The organism is Luteimonas sp. RC10 (assembly GCF_014192745.1).
Lineage (GTDB): Bacteria > Pseudomonadota > Gammaproteobacteria > Xanthomonadales > Xanthomonadaceae > Luteimonas.
On record NZ_JACHYJ010000004.1, the window covers coordinates 25,042 to 41,393 of the forward strand.

The 16,352-nt window shown below is 69.2% G+C and carries 11 protein-coding genes and 1 riboswitch; of the genes, 7 read left to right on the plus strand and 4 right to left on the minus strand.

What is annotated here, in order from left to right:
* Positions 1 to 3: 3 nt before the first annotated feature.
* The 3 genes from FHW73_RS08620 to FHW73_RS08630 all read right to left on the minus strand — a co-directional run bounded on the left by FHW73_RS08620 (position 4) and on the right by FHW73_RS08630 (position 6,280).
* Positions 4 to 1,284 (minus strand): NAD(P)/FAD-dependent oxidoreductase, encoded by a 1,281-nt coding sequence (locus tag FHW73_RS08620; RefSeq protein ID WP_183426530.1) that lies wholly within the window; start codon positions 1,282 to 1,284, stop codon positions 4 to 6.
* Positions 1,285 to 1,851: 567 nt separating this feature from the next.
* Positions 1,852 to 5,070 (minus strand): multidrug efflux RND transporter permease subunit, encoded by a 3,219-nt coding sequence (locus FHW73_RS08625; protein WP_183426308.1) that lies wholly within the window; start codon positions 5,068 to 5,070, stop codon positions 1,852 to 1,854.
* 4 nt (positions 5,071 to 5,074) lie between these two features.
* Positions 5,075 to 6,280 carry an efflux RND transporter periplasmic adaptor subunit gene (locus FHW73_RS08630; protein ID WP_183426309.1) on the minus strand — a complete coding sequence of 402 codons (1,206 nt, stop codon included), beginning with the start codon at positions 6,278 to 6,280 and terminating at the stop codon, positions 5,075 to 5,077.
* Positions 6,281 to 6,459: 179 nt separating this feature from the next.
* Between FHW73_RS08630 and FHW73_RS08635 the strand changes: the two genes are divergently transcribed.
* From FHW73_RS08635 to FHW73_RS08645, 3 genes are all read left to right on the plus strand, one after another.
* Positions 6,460 to 7,233, plus strand: coding sequence for a TetR/AcrR family transcriptional regulator (locus FHW73_RS08635; protein ID WP_183426310.1), 774 nt, complete (start codon positions 6,460 to 6,462; stop codon positions 7,231 to 7,233).
* An 11-nt stretch (positions 7,234 to 7,244) separates the two neighbouring features.
* Positions 7,245 to 8,432, plus strand: coding sequence for an efflux RND transporter periplasmic adaptor subunit (locus FHW73_RS08640; RefSeq protein WP_183426311.1), 1,188 nt, complete (start codon positions 7,245 to 7,247; stop codon positions 8,430 to 8,432).
* Between the two features lie 64 nt (positions 8,433 to 8,496).
* Positions 8,497 to 11,676 carry an efflux RND transporter permease subunit gene (locus FHW73_RS08645; protein WP_183426312.1) on the plus strand — a complete coding sequence of 1,060 codons (3,180 nt, stop codon included), beginning with the start codon at positions 8,497 to 8,499 and terminating at the stop codon, positions 11,674 to 11,676.
* Between the two features lie 46 nt (positions 11,677 to 11,722).
* Here the strand turns inward: FHW73_RS08645 and bioD are convergent, their stop codons facing one another.
* Complete coding sequence (gene bioD, locus FHW73_RS08650; protein WP_183426313.1) at positions 11,723 to 12,424, minus strand: dethiobiotin synthase; 702 nt, start codon at positions 12,422 to 12,424, stop codon at positions 11,723 to 11,725.
* Positions 12,425 to 12,496: 72 nt separating this feature from the next.
* Between bioD and FHW73_RS08655 the strand changes: the two genes are divergently transcribed.
* The 4 genes from FHW73_RS08655 to FHW73_RS08670 all read left to right on the plus strand — a co-directional run bounded on the left by FHW73_RS08655 (position 12,497) and on the right by FHW73_RS08670 (position 16,312).
* Positions 12,497 to 12,979 (plus strand): GAF domain-containing protein, encoded by a 483-nt coding sequence (locus tag FHW73_RS08655; RefSeq protein WP_183426314.1) that lies wholly within the window; start codon positions 12,497 to 12,499, stop codon positions 12,977 to 12,979.
* On the plus strand, positions 12,976 to 13,332 hold the full coding sequence (locus FHW73_RS08660) for a TfoX/Sxy family protein (RefSeq protein ID WP_183426315.1): 357 nt from the start codon (positions 12,976 to 12,978) through the stop codon (positions 13,330 to 13,332). The genes FHW73_RS08655 and FHW73_RS08660 overlap by 4 nt, the downstream gene beginning before the upstream one ends.
* A gap of 20 nt (positions 13,333 to 13,352) precedes the next feature.
* Positions 13,353 to 13,571, plus strand: a riboswitch (cobalamin riboswitch).
* Positions 13,572 to 13,702: 131 nt separating this feature from the next.
* Positions 13,703 to 15,574, plus strand: a complete 1,872-nt coding sequence (gene btuB, locus FHW73_RS08665) for a TonB-dependent vitamin B12 receptor (RefSeq protein ID WP_183426316.1) — start codon at positions 13,703 to 13,705, stop codon at positions 15,572 to 15,574.
* A 105-nt stretch (positions 15,575 to 15,679) separates the two neighbouring features.
* The gene (locus FHW73_RS08670; protein WP_183426317.1) at positions 15,680 to 16,312 is read left to right on the plus strand and encodes an NAD(P)H-binding protein; all 633 of its coding nucleotides are present in this window, start codon (positions 15,680 to 15,682) and stop codon (positions 16,310 to 16,312) included.
* Positions 16,313 to 16,352: the final 40 nt, after the last annotated feature.

Sequence of the window (16,352 nt, forward strand, 5' to 3'; positions counted from 1 at the left end):
CGGTCAGGCCATCGACGACTCGGCCCTCGCTCCGTCGAGCGTGTCGGCCGGAGCCTGCAATGCATCGACGAAAGCCGGCGCCAACGCCAGCGCACCGAACGCGCCGCGCTGGGTGCCGCTGAGCACCCGCAGCATGTGCCCACGCCCGCCGGGCATGCGCCCCATCGGCAGGAATGCGACATCGCGCGCCCGCGCGACCAGATCACGATCGGACTGGAACACGGGAGTCAGCCACCGGCTCCAGAACTGGTAGATCCCGACGTGCCGCGCGCGAAGCTGCTGGTAGGCAGGCAATGCATCGGCAGGCGCGTGCAGGCGCAGCGCGTCGCGGAGCGCCTCGGCATCGAGCAGTGCCATGTTCACGCCCTGCCCCAACTGCGGACTCATCGCATGCGCCGCATCGCCGAGCAGCACCCAACGGCCACGATGCCAGCGCCGCAGCGCGACATCGCGATAGCTCGCGCGCGCCAACTGCGCATGCGTCGTGGTCGTATCGAGCAAAGCCGCCGCCTCGGGCCAGATCGCAGCGACCTCGTCGCGCCAACGGTCGAGCGCGGTCGCCTGCCAATCGGCAAATCCGGCGATCGGCAGGCTCCAGAAGAAACTCAGCCTTGGCTCGGGATCGCCCGGCCTGCCGCCGACCGGCAGCAGGCCGACCATCCGGCGCGCGGCGACATAGCGCTGCCGCAGTTCGGCGGCGAACGGCCAGTCGCGTGCGGCCATCAGGCACCACAAGGCGCCCCACGGATAGACCCGGTCGTGACGCACGCCGCCGATCCGGGCACGCAGCCGGGACGCCGCACCGTCGGCGACGACGACCAGGTCGAATGGCCCATGGCGCTGGCCGGCCTCGTCGACCAGCCAGCGGTCGTCGGCCTCGTCGGGGCCGGTCACGGTGACGCCGGGATGCAAGGCGGTGCGGTCGTTCCAGGCGTGGTCGAGCAGTTCGAACAGCGCGCCGCGCTGCATGCCCAGGCCATACAGGCGCGGGTCGAGCCCGGCGTAGCGCATGTCCATGACCGCGCGGCCGCAAGGCGTTTCGCCAAACAGCCGATCCACGCGTGCGCCATGGCGCAACACCTGCGGCAACAGACCCATGCGCCAGAGCACCTGCAGGCCGCTGGGCTGCAGCAGGAAGCCGGCGCCCACCGGTCCGGGCGCGGGCGCACGCTCGTAGACCTCGACCCGGTGGCCATCGCGTGCGAGCAGCACCGCCGATGCCTGCCCGGCGGTGCCGTAGCCGACGATGGCGATGCGCAGCGGTCGGCGCGTGGACACGGGCATCACAGTCATGACACGAATGGGGCAATCGCGGCGCGACAGCATACGACCGATGGGCTCACAGACCACGCGCCACTTGTCTGCCTTTCGCGCGAGCGCACACGAAGTACTTGTCTTAAAAGTCGAAGGCGCGCTTGACTTCGGATGGACAACGGCCTGCCGGCCGGAAGCCGCTCTTCCCTCGGCAAGGCATCCTGCCTTGACTCGGGCGCGCGCCGTCCCTGGCGCGCTCGACGCGGCCACCGACCGTCAGTCCGCTGCTGCGGACATTGGCAGCCCGACTTCGGTTGGATACGGAGTCGCCTGCCTGAAGAAGGCGCGCACTGTCGGCCTCAGTGCGTCGTGCTGGTCGGGGATTGCGATAGCGGGCCATGGATGGCCCGCGGCGGCGAGTCAGCCAGGATGGCTGACCGAGCCGGGGAGCATTCCCCGGCCGGCGCGACGCGCGTCCCGAAGAAGAGCCGCCTGATAGAGCCGGCAGACGCAAGCTCCCCTGACTTTTGGTTACGAACGAACAAAAAAGGGCCGCCCCGCGAACGGGACGGCCCTTGGGTCATGCCACCGCGTGCGTCAGTGCGCCTGCGGTGTCTCGTTGCGCGTCTGGTGCGCGGCGATCGCCTTGGGATCGGGCTCGTCCATCTTGTCGCCCAGCACGCGCCGGACGATGACGAAGAACACCGGGATCAGCAGCAGGCCCAGGAACGTGGCGAACAGCATGCCGCCGATCACGCCGGTGCCCAGCGCGTGACGTGCGTTGGAGCCGGCACCGGTCGACAACGCCATCGGCGTCACACCCAGGATGAACGCGAACGAGGTCATCAGGATCGGCCGCAGGCGCAGTCGCGCGGCCTCGACCGTGGCCTCGCGCAGGGTCTTGCCCTCTGCCCGTTGCTGGACCGCGAACTCCACGATCAGGATCGCGTTCTTCGCCGCCAGACCGATCACGGTGATCATGCCGATCTGGAAGAACAGGTCGTTCGACAGCCCCGGACGCAGCATCGTGAACACCACCGCGCCGAGGATGCCCAGCGGCACCACCAGCAGCACCGCCACCGGGATCGACCAGCTCTCGTAGAGCGCGGCCAGACACAGGAACACCACGACCACCGACAGCACCAGCAGCAGCGTCTGCGTGTTGCCGGCGATGATCTCCTGGTAGGACATGCCTGCCCAGTCGAAGCCGAAGCCCGGTGGCAATTCGTCGTTGACGATGCCCTCCATCGCCGCCATCGCCTCACCGGTGCTGCGACCGGGCGCCTGCGCGCCGACGATGTTGACCGCCGAGTAGCCGTTGTAGCGGCTCAGCGACGGCGAGGCAGTGCCCCAGTCGGCCGAGACCACGTTGCTCAGCGGCACCATCGCGGGCTGGCCGTTGGCGGCCGTGCCCGGCGCCGGCGTGTAGAAGCGCTCGAACGACTCCGGCCCCGTGCGGTAAGGCGCGTCGGCGCGGATGTTCACCCGCTTGATGCGTCCCTCGGAGAAGTAGTCGTTGACGTACACCGGCGCGAGCATCAGCTGGATCGCGTTGTAGACGTCCTGTACCGACAGGCCCATCGCCTGCGCCTGCACGCGGTCGACGTGCAGGCCGAGCTGGGGCGCGGCCTCAAGCGTGTTCGGACGCACGCCGACCACGGTGTCGGACTTGCCCGCCGCACTCGCCAGCAGCTTGTTGCGGGCTTCGGTCAGTGCCGCCTGGCCCTGGCCGGTGCGGTCCTGCAGGTACATGTCGAAGCCGCCGAACTGGCCCAGGCCCTGGATCGTCGGCAGGTTGACGACGAAGATCTGCGCTTCGGGCACCGCGCCGTAGAGCATGCCGTTGGCCTGGTTGACGAACTCGTCGATGCTGACGTCGCGCTCGTCCCAGTGCTCGAGCTCGACGAACGCCATGCCGACGTTCTCGCCCATGCCCACGAAGCTGAAGCCCGAGACCTGCAGGATGTTCTTGAAGCCGGGCACGCCGCCCGTCCGCTCGCCGGTCTCCGGATTCTCCTGGCCGCGGAAGGTCTGATAGACGCGCTCCATCACCGCCTGCGTACGCTGCAGGCTGGCGCCAGGCGGCAACTGCACGATCACCATCGCGTAGCCCTGGTCCTCCTCGGGCACGAAGCTGCTCGGCAGCCGGGCGTACAGCAGGCCGCAGATCAGCGCCAGCAACACGAACAGCATCATCCAGCGCGGCGAATGCTTGACGACGCTGGTGATGTGGCCGACGTAGGTGTCGTTGACACGGTCGTAGTACTTGTTGAAAACGCGGAACACCACGTTCTCGCGCTTGTTGCCATGCGGCTCGTGCTGCTTGAGGAACGTCGCACACAGGGCCGGGGTGAAGCCCAGGGCGAGGAAGGCCGAGAAGCCCATCGACACCGCGATGGTGATCGCGAACTGCTTGTAGATCTCGCCGGAGGCGCCGCCCTGCAGCGCGCTGGGAATGAACACCGCGGCCAGCACGACGGTGATCGCGACCACCGCACCGGTGATCTGGCTCATCGCCTTGATCGTCGCCTCGCGCGGCGGCAGGTGCTCTTCGGCCATGATGCGCTCGACGTTCTCGATCACCACGATCGCATCGTCGACCACGATGCCGATCGACAGCACCATCGCGAACAAGGTCAGCTGGTTGACCGTGAAGCCCAGCGCACTCAGGCCCAGGAACGTACCCAGCAGCGCGACCGGAATCACCAGCGTCGGGATGATCGTCGCGCGCAGGTTCTGCAGGAACAGCAGCATCACCAGGAACACCAGGATCACCGCTTCGATCAGCGTCTTGACCACTTCCTTGATCGAGATCGTCACGAACGTGGTGCTGTCGAACGGCTTGAACCATTCCACGCCGGGCGGGAACGTCGCCGACAGTTCGTCGAGCCGCGCTGTCACCGCCTCGGCCACGCCGAGCGCGTTGGCGCCGGGCTGGAGCATGATCGCGACCGCGCCGGTCGGCTGCCCGTTGTACTTGGTGTCGAAGCCATAGCTCGACGGGCCGAAGTCGACCCGCGCCACATCGCCCAGGCGCACCACCGCGCCATTGGCGTCGGTGCGCAGGATGATGTCGCGGAACTGGTCAGGCGTGCTGAAGCGGCCTTCGCCCGACACCGTCGCGCTGAAGCCCACGCCTTCGGGCGCGGGATCGGAACCGATCGAGCCGGCGGCGAACTGCACGTTCTGGCCGCGGACCGCGGCCAGCACCTCGGTCGCCGACAGGCCGTAGCCCTGCAACTTGTCGGGGTTGAGCCAGATGTTCATCGCATACTCGGCACCGAAGTGCTGGGTATTGCCGACGCCGGGCACACGCGCGAGCTGCTCGAGCACGCGGGCTGCGATCAGGTCGTTGATCGCGTTGCGGTCCATCGACGGATCGCTCGAACGCAGGCCCACGACCATCAGAAAGCCGGTGTTTTCCTTGGCGACGACCACGCCCTGCTGGACCACCTCGCTGGGCAGTCGCGGCGTGGCCAGGGCGACCTTGTTCTGGACCTGGACCTGGGCGATGTCGCTGTCGGTGCCGGTCTCGAAGGTCAGCGTGACGCTGGCCCGGCCGTTGGCGCTGGACGTGGAACTGAAGTACAGCAGGTTGTCGATACCGGTGAGCTGCTGCTCGATGACCTGGGTCACCGCCTGCTCGGTGGTCTGCGCGTCCGCGCCGGGATAGGTCGCCGAGATGGTCACCTGGGGCGGTGCCACCGATGGATACGACTCGACGCCCATGTTCAGCAGCGCGATCAGGCCGCTGAGCGAGATCAGGATCGAGACGACCCAGGCGAAGACCGGGTGGTTGATGAAAAACTTGGGCATGGGATCAGTCCTGGTCGGCGGCGTCCGCGGCCGGCGCATCGGCGGCCGGCGCCGCTGCAGCCGGGGCCTGCGCGCCCGCCGGCGGCGTGGCAGCGTTGTCCGGCGTGGCCGCAGCGGCCTGTGCCGGCTTCGGGCTCACCGGCGCACCGACCTGGGCGCGCTGCAGGCCCACGGTGATCACCCGGTCGCCAGCCGACAGGCCGGCATCGACGATCCAGTTGCCGCCATCGGCGCGCACCACATTGATGTCCTTGCGCACGACCTTGTCGTCGGGGCCGGCGACCAGCACGAAGGCGCTGGTCGCGTCGCGCTGCACGGCAGCCTGCGGCACCACGTAGATGCCGTCCTGGCGGCCCATGTCGGCGACCAGGGTCACATAGGTGCCCGGCAGCAGCCGGCGATCGGGATTGGGCACGGTCGCGCGCAGCGCGATCGCGCCGGTGGCCGGGTCGACGACATCGGCCGAGAAATCCAGGGTGCCGGTGTGCTCGTAGATCGTGCCGTCCTGCAGCCGCACCTGCACCGAGGCCTGGTCGCTGCGGTCGACCTGCTTGGCGCGAAGCGCCTGCATGTCCGACACGCTCATCGAGAAGTTCACGTACAGCGGGTCGATCTGGTCGACCGTGGTCAGCAGCGTCACGTCGCCCTGCCCGACCAGTGCACCTTCGGTGACCTGCTGCTTGCCGGCGCGGCCTGAGATCGGCGCGCGCACGGTGGCGTAGCCCAGATTGATCTGCGCACTGCGCACCGAGGCCCGGGCCGCTTCCAGCGACGCCTGCGCGCTGCGCTCGGTCGCCAGTGCGTTGTCGAGGTCGGACTTGGAGATGAAGTCCGTGGGCGCGAGCTGACGCGCACGGTCGGCGGCGGTCTTGGCATTGGTGTACTGCGCCTGCGCCTGGGCTTCGGCGGCCTGCGCGTTGCCGAGGGCGGCCTGCAGCTGCGCCGGATCGATCACGAACAGCACGTCGCCTTCCTTCACGTCGCTGCCTTCGGTGTAGACGCGGCGCTCGAGCACGCCGGGCACCCGGGCGCGGACGTCGGCGCTGCGGAACGGCGCGAGTCGGCCGACCAGGTCCTGGCGCAGCGGCTGCGCACCCGGCTGGACGGTCAGCACTTCGACCTCGGGGGGCGGCGGAGCGGCCTGCTCCTGTTGATTGCCACAGGCGGAGAGCGCCGCGGCGAGCACGGCAATGGACAGGATTCGGCGCATGGGAAGCCCTGGGGGAGGAGTCGAACGGGATTTACTATACCGGCCAGTATAGCTAATTCCATGTCCGGTTCGCACCGTGCAGGAAGTCATTCACCGGGCGATGGCCATCGGCATTCCGTGAACCTTGCTCACGGAATGAACCTGATTCACAATGCGCCGCCACCGCGATTCGGATCCCGATGTCCGTTCCCAGCCCCACCATCGCCCGACGTCAGCGCGAGATCGCCGAGCGCGAGGTCGCGCTGCTCGATGTCGCCCAGGCGCAGATCCAGCGTGACGGGCTGATGTCGTTGCAGATGGCGCGCGTGGCCGAGGAATGCGGCTATGCGATCGGCACGCTGTACCGGCACTTCGCCAGCAAGGAAGACCTGCTGGTGGCGCTGGCCACACGCAACTGCATGAGCCGGGTGGAACTGTTCGAGCGCGCAGCACAGTGGTCCGGCCCTACCCGGGAGCGGATGCTGGCCGTGGTGCTGGCCGATCTTCTGATCATGCGCGAGCAGCCTGAGCATTTCCGGCTGGCGCAGTTCGTCTGGACCGACATGGTCTGGGGCGCGGCCTCGGCCGAAAGTCGACGTCGGGCGCTGGAGGCCTTCACGCCCCTGAGCGATCTGATCGACGGCATCGCCGCCGAGGCCCGCGCGAACGGTGAATTGCCGGCCTCCACGCTGCCGATCCCGGCGCTGACGATGGGGCCGTGGATGATGTCGGTCGGCCTGCAGGCGCTGGTCCAGCAGCGCGACCTGGTGGACCCGGCCGTGATCGGCCATCCCTACCGGCTGCTGATCCGGCACCTGCAGTACCTGTTCAACGGCTACGGCTGGCAGCCGCTGGTCGACGCCGGCGACGACGCTGCGCTCGACGCGCTGATCGACCGGGTCAGCCGCGAGGTCTTCGATACCGACTGGTCCAGCATCGCCCCCGCATTGCCCTGCCCTCCTTCCTACGCCTGACGGAACACCCCATGTCCAGGACCGAGCCCCGACGCGCCCCGCGTCCCCGCCTCCGCATGTTCGTCGTGCTGCTGATCACCTTGCTGGTGTTCGGTGGCGTCTTCCTCGCCAAGTTCCTGTCGGGACGCGCGGTCAACGCGTTCTTCGACGACATGCCGCAGCCGCCGGTCGCGATCACCACGTTCGATGCCGCCGAACAGGAGTGGACGACGCCGCTCGAAGCGGTCGGCACCCTGGTCGCGGTCAACGGCACCGATGTCACCACCGAGGCCGGCGGCGTGGTCCGCCGGCTGTCGTTCGAACCCGGCCAGCCGGTCAAGGCCGGCACGGTGCTGGTCGAGCTCAACACCGACAACGAACTGGCGGTGCTGCGCTCGAGCGAGGCGGCCGCCAAGCTGGCGGCAGTCCAGCGCGACCGCTGGCGCCAGCTCGGCAGCGATCAACTGGTCTCGCAGGCGGAAGTCGAACAGCGCAGCACCGAGGCGGCAACTGCGCAGGCCCAGGTCGACGCACAACGGGCGCTGATCGCGCAGAAAACCATCCGCGCACCGTTCGACGGCGTACTGGGCATCCGCAAGGTCAACCTGGGCCAGTACCTCGCGCCGGGGGCTGCGATCGTCAGCCTGCAGCAGCTCGATCCGATCTTCCTGAACTTCGCCCTGCCCGAGCAGCAGCTCACGCGCATCCAGGAAGGCGCGACCATCGAGGCGCGCGTCGACGCACTGCCGGACATGCGCTTTACCGGCACGATCACCGCGATCGAACCGGCGGTCGACCCAAACACGCGCAATTTCCAGGTGCAGGCGACCCTGGCCAATCCGGACGGCCAACTGCGCCCGGGCGCATTCGCGCGGGTCGGCCTGGCGGTCGGCGGTGCGCAGAAGGTGGTCGTGATCCCGCAGACGGCGGTCAGCTTCAACCCCTACGGCAACGCGGTCTACGTGGTCTCGGAGCAGCGCGGCGACGCGAATGCGGACGCGCCCAAGGACGGCGAACAGGGACCGACGCTGACCGTGCGCCAGCGCTTCGTGACCACCGGCCCCACGCGCGGCGACATGATCGCAGTGACCGAGGGCCTGAAGCCCGGCGAGCGCGTGGCCACCAGCGGCCTGCTGAAGCTGCGCAACGATGCCGTGGTGACGATCAACAACCGCGTCCAGCCGTCCGCCGACGAAGCGCCGACCCCCGAGAACCGCTGACGCCGCGCGGGCTCCAGCCCGCCCCGCTCCCTGGCCCGCGCCGCGATGCGCGGGGGAGACCGAGATGACATTCACCGACATCTTCATCCGCAAACCGGTGCTGGCGATGGTCGTCAGCCTGTTCATCCTGCTGTTCGGCCTGCGCGCGTTCTCCGAACTCAACGTGCGCCAGTATCCAGAGCTGCAGAACGCGGTCGTCAACATCAGTACGACCTACTTCGGTGCCGACGCCGACCTGATCCAGGGCTTCATCACCACGCCGCTCGAGCGCGAGGTCGCCAGCGCCGAAGGCATCGACTACCTCACCTCGACCAGTTCGGCCGGCGTGAGCGTGATCCAGGCCTACATCCGCCTGGACTACGACCCCAACGAAGCGCTCACCCAGATCGCGGCCAAGGTCAACAAGCTGCGCAGCGAGCTGCCGGCCGAGTCCGAGGACCCGGTCATCGACCTGCAGCAGGGCCAGCAGGTCGCGGCGATGTATGTCTCGTTCGCCAGCGCCACGCTCAACGACAACCAGATCACCGACTACCTCACGCGTGCAGTCGAGCCGAAGATCGCAACGATCCCGGGCGTGCAGCGCGCCGAGATCATGGGCCCGGGCGCATTCGCGATGCGTGTGTGGCTCAAGCCCGACCGCATGACCGCGCTGGGTGTCACCGCCAGCGACGTGCACGCCGCGCTGCAGGCCAACAACGTGCTCTCGGCGCTGGGTTCGACCAAGGGTCAGATGGTGGCGGTCGATCTCACCGCGCGCACCGATCTGCGCACGCCCGAGGAGTTCCGGGCGCTGGTGGTGCGCGAGGCCGACGGCGCGATCGTGCGCCTGGGCGACATCGCCGATGTCGCACTGGGTTCGGAGAACTACGGTTCGTCGGTGCGCATCAACGGCGCCTCGGCGACGTTCATGGGCATCTATGTCTCCCCCGATGCCAATGCGCTGGATGTGATCGCCGACGTGCGCCGGGCCTGGGACAACGAGATCGTGCCGCAGTTGCCCGAAGGCATCGAGGCGTCGATCCCCTACGACAGCACCGAGTCGATCCAGGATGGCATCAACGAGGTCATCCGCACGATCATCGAGGCGGTGATCATCGTGATCGTGGTTATCTACCTGTTCCTGGGCTCGCTGCGCAGCGTGCTGATCCCGGCGATCACCGTGCCGCTGTCGCTGGTCGGCGCGCTGTTTCTGATGCTGCTGATGGGCTTCACGATCAACCTGCTGACACTGCTGGCGATGGTGCTGGCGATCGGCATCGTGGTCGACGATGCGATCATCGTGCTGGAGAACATCCACCGCCATATCGAGGAAGGCATGACGCCGTTCGATGCCTCGATCCGCGGCGCGCGCGAGCTGGCGTGGCCGGTCGTGGCCATGACCACGACGCTGGTGGCGGTGTATCTGCCGATCGGCTTCCAGGGCGGGCTGACCGGCGTGCTGTTCACCGAGTTCGCGTTCACGCTGGCCGGCTCGGTGCTGCTGTCGGGCGTGATCGCGCTGACGCTCACGCCGATGATGTGCGCCAAGATCCTCAAGCCGCACGGCGAGTCCAGCAAGAGCCGGCTCGAGCAATGGCTCGATCAGCGCTTCGACAAGCTCCAGCACGGTTACCAGCGCCGCCTGCACGGCGCGCTGGAGACCCGTGGGGTGATCCTGGCCTTTGGCGCGGTGGTGCTGGTGTCGTGCGCATTTCTGTACATCGGCGCGCCCAAGGAGCCGGCGCCTATGGAGGACGAAGGCTTCGTTTTCGCGATCGGCAGCGCGGACGCGGCGAGTACGCTGGACTACGTCGAGCGCTACACCGAAGAAATGTCCGACGTGGTGAAGCAGATCCCGGAGATCAACGACTTCTTCCTGTTCAACGGCGGCATGGGCGGCATGGGCGGCAGCAACAGCGCGATGGGCGGCTTCGTGCTCAAGCCCTGGAGCCAGCGCGACCGCTCCACCAACCAGGTGCTGCAGCAGGACCTGCAGCCCAAGCTCGCCGAGATCACCGGCCTGAACATCTTCGCGCTGGTGCCACCGTCGCTGCCATCTGCCGGCGGCGACGGCGGCGGCGAGTTCCTGATCGGCGGCATCGGCTCGCTGGCGCAGCTGTCGGAGATCGCCGACGAAGTCGTCGCGCGCGCCCAGGAAAGCCGGCGTTTCATCTTCCTGGACAAGGACCTGAAGATCGACAAGCCGCGCGTGGAAGTGCAGATCGACCGCGACAAGGCGGCGCTGCTGGGCATCGACATGCGCACGCTGGCGGCCGACATGAGCGCATTGCTGGCCGGCGGCTACGTCAACCGCTTCGCGATGCAGAACCGCTCCTACCGCGTGATCCCGCAGGTACAGCGTGCCGACCGGCTCAACGCCGAACAGCTCGGCAACTACTACACCCGCACCCGCAGCGGCGAACTGATCCCGCTCTCGACGGTGGTCTCGTTCAAGGAGAGCGCGCAGCCGCAGTCGCTCAAGCGCTTCCAGCAGCTCAATGCGGTGGGCATCACCTTCGCGCCGCGTCCGGGCGTGACCAAGGGCGAGGCACTGCGGGTGCTCGACGAGATTGCCGCCGACGTGCTGCCGCAGGGTTACAGCGTGGACTACGCCGGCGAGTCGCGGCAGTTCAAGCAGGAAGGCACGACGATGCTGATCACGCTGGCATTCGCGCTGGTGATCATCTTCCTGGTGCTGGCCGCGCAGTTCGAAAGCTTCCGCGACGCGCTGATCATGCTGATCACCGTGCCGATGGCGATCAGCGGCGCGCTGCTGGTGCTCAACGCGCTGGGCCTGGTGTCGGGCATCCTGCAGTTTGCCGGCATCGAGGCTTTCCCCGGCATGTCGATCAACATCTACACGCAGGTGGGCCTGGTCACCCTGGTGGGCGTGATCTCCAAGCACGGCATCCTGATCGTGGAGTTCGCCAACAAGCTGCAGATCAACGAGGGCCTGAGCAAGGCCGAAGCGATCGAGCAGGCCGCCGCGATCCGCCTGCGGCCGGTGCTGATGACGACCGCCGCGCTGGTGTTCGCGATGGTGCCGTTGCTGATCGCCAGCGGTCCGGGTGCGGCGGCGCGCTTCTCGATGGGCCTGGTGATCGCCGCCGGCATGTCGATCGGCACCGCGTTCACGCTGTTCGTGCTGCCGGCGTTCTACCTGCTGCTGGCGCGCGACCACAGCCACGACCGCGGCGCGGTGGCCGCCACGGATGCCGACGGGCACGACGGCGACCCGGCGACGCCGGTGCCGCAGGGGCACTGAGTACGCGGGGCCTCCGCGACGCATGCCGCGGAGGCCCCGCCACCGATCAGGGGCGGCGCGGCAGCGCGTCGATCCAGGCCGGATCGAGCACCAGAGCGCCCGCCTCGGCGCTGCCCCCGTCGCCGACAAACGGCAGCACGCCCAGGCACGGCGCAGGCAATGCGTCGGCGAGCAGGCCGAGATAGTCGTCGGCGCGCGAGAACTCAGGATCGATCCGGTTGCCGACCCAGCCGACGAGCCGGCAGCCGTCGGCCGCGATCGCGCGCGCGGTCAGGCGGGCATGGCTCAGGCAGCCGAGCCGGAGCCCGACCACCAGCACCACCGCGCCCCCCAACCACCGCGCCAGGTCCGCGTGCTCGATGCCCTCGGCAAGTGGCGCGGCCCAGCCACCGGCGCCCTCGACCAACACCACGTCGGCCGTGGCAGCGAGCCGTGCGTGCGCGGCGTGCAGCACCTCGGCCTCGACGACCACGCCAGCCGCGCGTGCGGCCAGGGTCGGCGCAGTCGCTTCGGGCAGCGCCACCGGGTTGACGTCTGCGTATGCCGGACGGGGCCGGCTGGCCGCCTGCAGCGCCAGCGCATCCTCATTGCGCCAGCCGCCGTCCTGCCAATCGCAGCCGCTGGCGACCGGCTTCATGCCGACCGCGCGGCGGCCGTCGGCGCGCAAGGCCTGCAGCAGCGCCACGCTGGCGTGGGTCTTGCCGATGCCGGTATCGGTCCCGGTGACCAGGCACGTGCGCGCGCTCATACAGCTGCGCCTATCGGGACACCTGCGACGGCGCGGCCGGGCGGGTGCGACCCCGCTGCTACACTGCGCGACATGTTCACTTCCACACCTCTGAGCGGCAGCAAGGCCGACCAGTATGCCGCGCTCGCGGCGCAGGCCCGCGCCCTGCTGCACGGCGAATCCGATCCCATCGCCAATGCCGCGAACCTCTCGGCACTGGTCTACCACGCCCTGCCCGACCTCAACTGGGTCGGCTTCTATTTCTACGACGGGACCGAACTGGTCGTCGGGCCGTTCCAGGGCCTGCCGGCCTGTGTGCGCATTCCGCTCGACAAGGGCGTGTGTGGCGCCGCGGCGCGCACCCGGCAGACCCAGCGCATCGACGACGTGCATGCCTTTCCGGGCCACATCGCCTGCGATGCCGCGTCGCGATCGGAAGTCGTCGTGCCGCTGGTCGACGGCGACCGCCTGATCGGCGTCTTCGATCTCGACAGTCCACTGCCGGCTCGGTTCGACGCCGACGACCAGGCCGGGCTCGAGGCGCTCGCGCAGCTCTACGTCGAGCACGCGCGTTGAGCGCGCCGAAGCTGCGCAACCTCGGACCGAGGTCGGCAGCATGGCTGCGGCAGGTCGGGCTGCGCACGCGCGAGGATCTGGAGGCCGCGGGCGCGGTCGAGGCCTTCGTGCGCGTGCGACGGGCGGGCTTTCGGCCCAGCCTCAACCTGCTGTACTCGATCGAGGGCGCGCTATTGGACTGCCACTGGCAGGAGGTCCCCGAGGCGCGTCGTCTGCAACTGGCCGAGGCCGCCGAAGCGGCCACCGCGCAACTGCCCGATCCGCGCGCGCGGACCGCGGCCGGCCCGGTCACCACGATCGTGCATGACACCGCCGATCGCGACGATGCGATGCCGGACGACACCGAGCGCTGAGCCGGCGAAACGCTGGCGTACAATCGCGCCTGCTTCGCGGTGACCCGGCCTGCCCGGGTTGAAACGGGAAGCCGGTGACGGGCGCTGCGAGGCGACCCCATTCCGGCACTGCCCCCGCAACGGTAAGCGTGTGCAAGCGTCGCTTCTCGCCACTGTGCCTGTGCACGGGAAGGCGCGACGCCCGGGCTTGGAACGCCCACACGCAAGTCCGGAGACCGGCCTCGAAGTTCCACCTGATTGCGATGCGGCGGGCATTGCGACGACGTTCCGGGCGCCTGTGCGCCTGGACGGCGGTCTGTGCGCGCCCGTTCCCGCGATCTTCGCCAGCCCGCCCGCCGCGCGCTCGATGCGCGCGCGCAAGGAGACCGCAATGCCGTTCCGCACCCTGACCGTGGCGATCGCCACCGCCCTGCTCGCCCCGTCGGCGCTCGCCGCCCCCAGCGAACTCGACACCGTGCTCGTCACCGCCAACCGGACCCAGACCGCGCTGGCCGACACCCTCGTGCCGGCACAGATCATCGACCGCGAGGCCATCGAGCGCAGCCAGGCGCGCGACCTGCCGGAACTGCTGCGCGGCCGCGCCGGTCTCCAGATCGGCAACAGCGGCGGCCCCGGCAAACTGACCTCGATCTTCCTGCGCGGCGCCGAATCCGACCACGTGCTGGTGCTGGTCGATGGCGTGCGTATCGGCAGCGCGACTGCCGGCATGCCGGCGATCCAGGACCTGCCGGTCGACCAGATCGAGCGCGTGGAGATCGTGCGCGGCCCGCGTTCGAGCCTGTATGGCTCGGAAGCGATCGGCGGCGTCATCCAGATCTTCACCCGCCGCCACGACGGCGCAGTCTCGCCGCACGCACGGATCGGCGCCGGCAGCCACGGCTTGCGCGAAGCCAGCGCCGGCATCGGCGGCCGCAGCGGCCGGGGCTGGTTCGGCGTCGATGCGGCGTTCCAGCGCACCGATGGCATCGACGCCTGCCGCGGCTCGGCCGCGTTGTTCCAGGGCTGCTTCGTCGACGAGCCCGACCGCGACGGCTATCGCAACCGTTCGTTGAACCTGCGCGCTGGCGTCCAGCTGACCGACGCGCTGCGCCTGGAAGGCCACGCGCTGCATGCCGACGCATTCAACCAGTTCGACGGCAGCCTCTTCGGGGGCAACGAGGCCGACACCGTGCAGCAGGTGGCGGGCGGGACGCTGACCTATGCGCCTTCGGACATCGTGCGCCTGACCGCGCAGGCGGGCCGCGCCTACGACAAGTCGAGCACCTACTTCCGCGATGCCGACACCGGCACGCGCAGCGATGTGGGCCGCATCGACACCCGCCGCGACACCGCCTCGGTGCAGGCCGACTTCGGCCTGGCGCCGACCCAGGGCCTGAGCCTGGGCTTCGACTGGCAGGCCGACGAGGTCGACAGCGCCACCCGCTACGCGGTGACGGCGCGCGACAACTACGCGACATTCGTCGAGTACCGCGGCCGCTTCGGGGCGCATCGCCTGCAGGCGAGCCTGCGCCACGACGACAACGAGCAGTTCGGCGGTCACGGCACCGGCAGTCTGGGCTGGGGCATGGACCTGGCCCATGGCCTCCGCCTCACCGCCAGCGCTGGCACCGGCTTCAAGGCCCCGACCTTCAACGACCTGTACTACCCTGGCTCCGAGAGTCCGGACCTGAAGCCGGAACGCGCCAAGAGCGTGAACTTGGGGCTCTCGCAGCACGCAGCCCAGTGGCGCTGGTCGTTCGATGTCTTCGAAAGCCGCATCGACGATCTGATCGTGTTCGTCTATCCGCCGCCGGACTATGTCGGTCGCGGCAGCAACATCGACGAGGCCCGCATCCGTGGCGCCGAACTGACGTTCGCGACCACCCTCGCCGGCTGGGATCTGTCGACCGAACTGAGTCACGTCGACCCGCGCGACCGCAGCGAGGGCGATGACCGCGACAACCTGCTCGCCCGACGCGCGCGCAACAGCGGCCGACTCGACATCGACCGCAGCTTCGGCGATCTGCGCATCGGCACCACGCTGCGCGGCGCCGGCAGTCGCTACGACAATCCCGCCAACACCCTCCGCGTTGGCGGCTACGGCACGCTCGACCTGCGCGCAGCGTGGGCATTCGCACCGGCCTGGACGCTCGAGGCGCGGGCGACCAACCTGCTCGACAAGGACTACGAGACGGTGGCGTGGTATCGCCAGCCCGGACGCGAGTACGGACTGGCGCTGCGCTGGCAGCCGCCCGCGCGCTGAGGCAACACCGGTCGCGGGCGGGCGCATCCATACCGCCCGCGACCTGGCCGCATCGCCCCGGCATCGGCGAGACTGTCGGCCGGCACCATCTTCGCAGGGACAGCAATGCGCATATTCGTCATCGGCGCGTCGGGCGGCGTGGGCACGCGGCTGGTCGCGCAGGCGGTGGCACGCGGCCACCGTGTCACCGCACAGACGCGATCGGCGGATCGGCTCACCGCCACGCCGGGCATCGACATCGCCGTCGGCCGGCCCGACGACACCGGCTTCCTGGCCGAGCGCATGGCCGCGCACGACGCGGTGGTGATGAGCCTGGGTGTCGGCAGCCCGGGGCCGACCACCGTGTTCTCCGACGCGACGCGTGCCGCGATCGCGGCGATGCACGCCACTGGCGTGCGGCGCCTGGTCGCGATCACCGGCGTGGGCACGGGCGAGACACGCGGACACGGCGGCTGGCTGTACAACCGCCTCATCTTTCCGCTCGTCACCCGCCACCGCTATGCCGACAAGGAGCGCCAGGAGGCGTTGATCCAGGCGTCGGGGCTGGACTGGACGCTGGTGCGGCCCGCGCCGTTCACCGCGCGCCGCGGACGCGGCGACTGGCAGGTCGCGCTGTCCGTGCCGCCGTCGCTGCAACTGCGCTCGGTCACCCGGGACGAGGTCGCCGGTTTCGTGATCGATTGCCTCGAATCCGGCGACTTCCTCCACTGCACGCCGTTCATCGGGCGATCGCACTGAGCTCAAGGCGGGCGTGTGCGCTGCGCAACCGGGTCGAGCG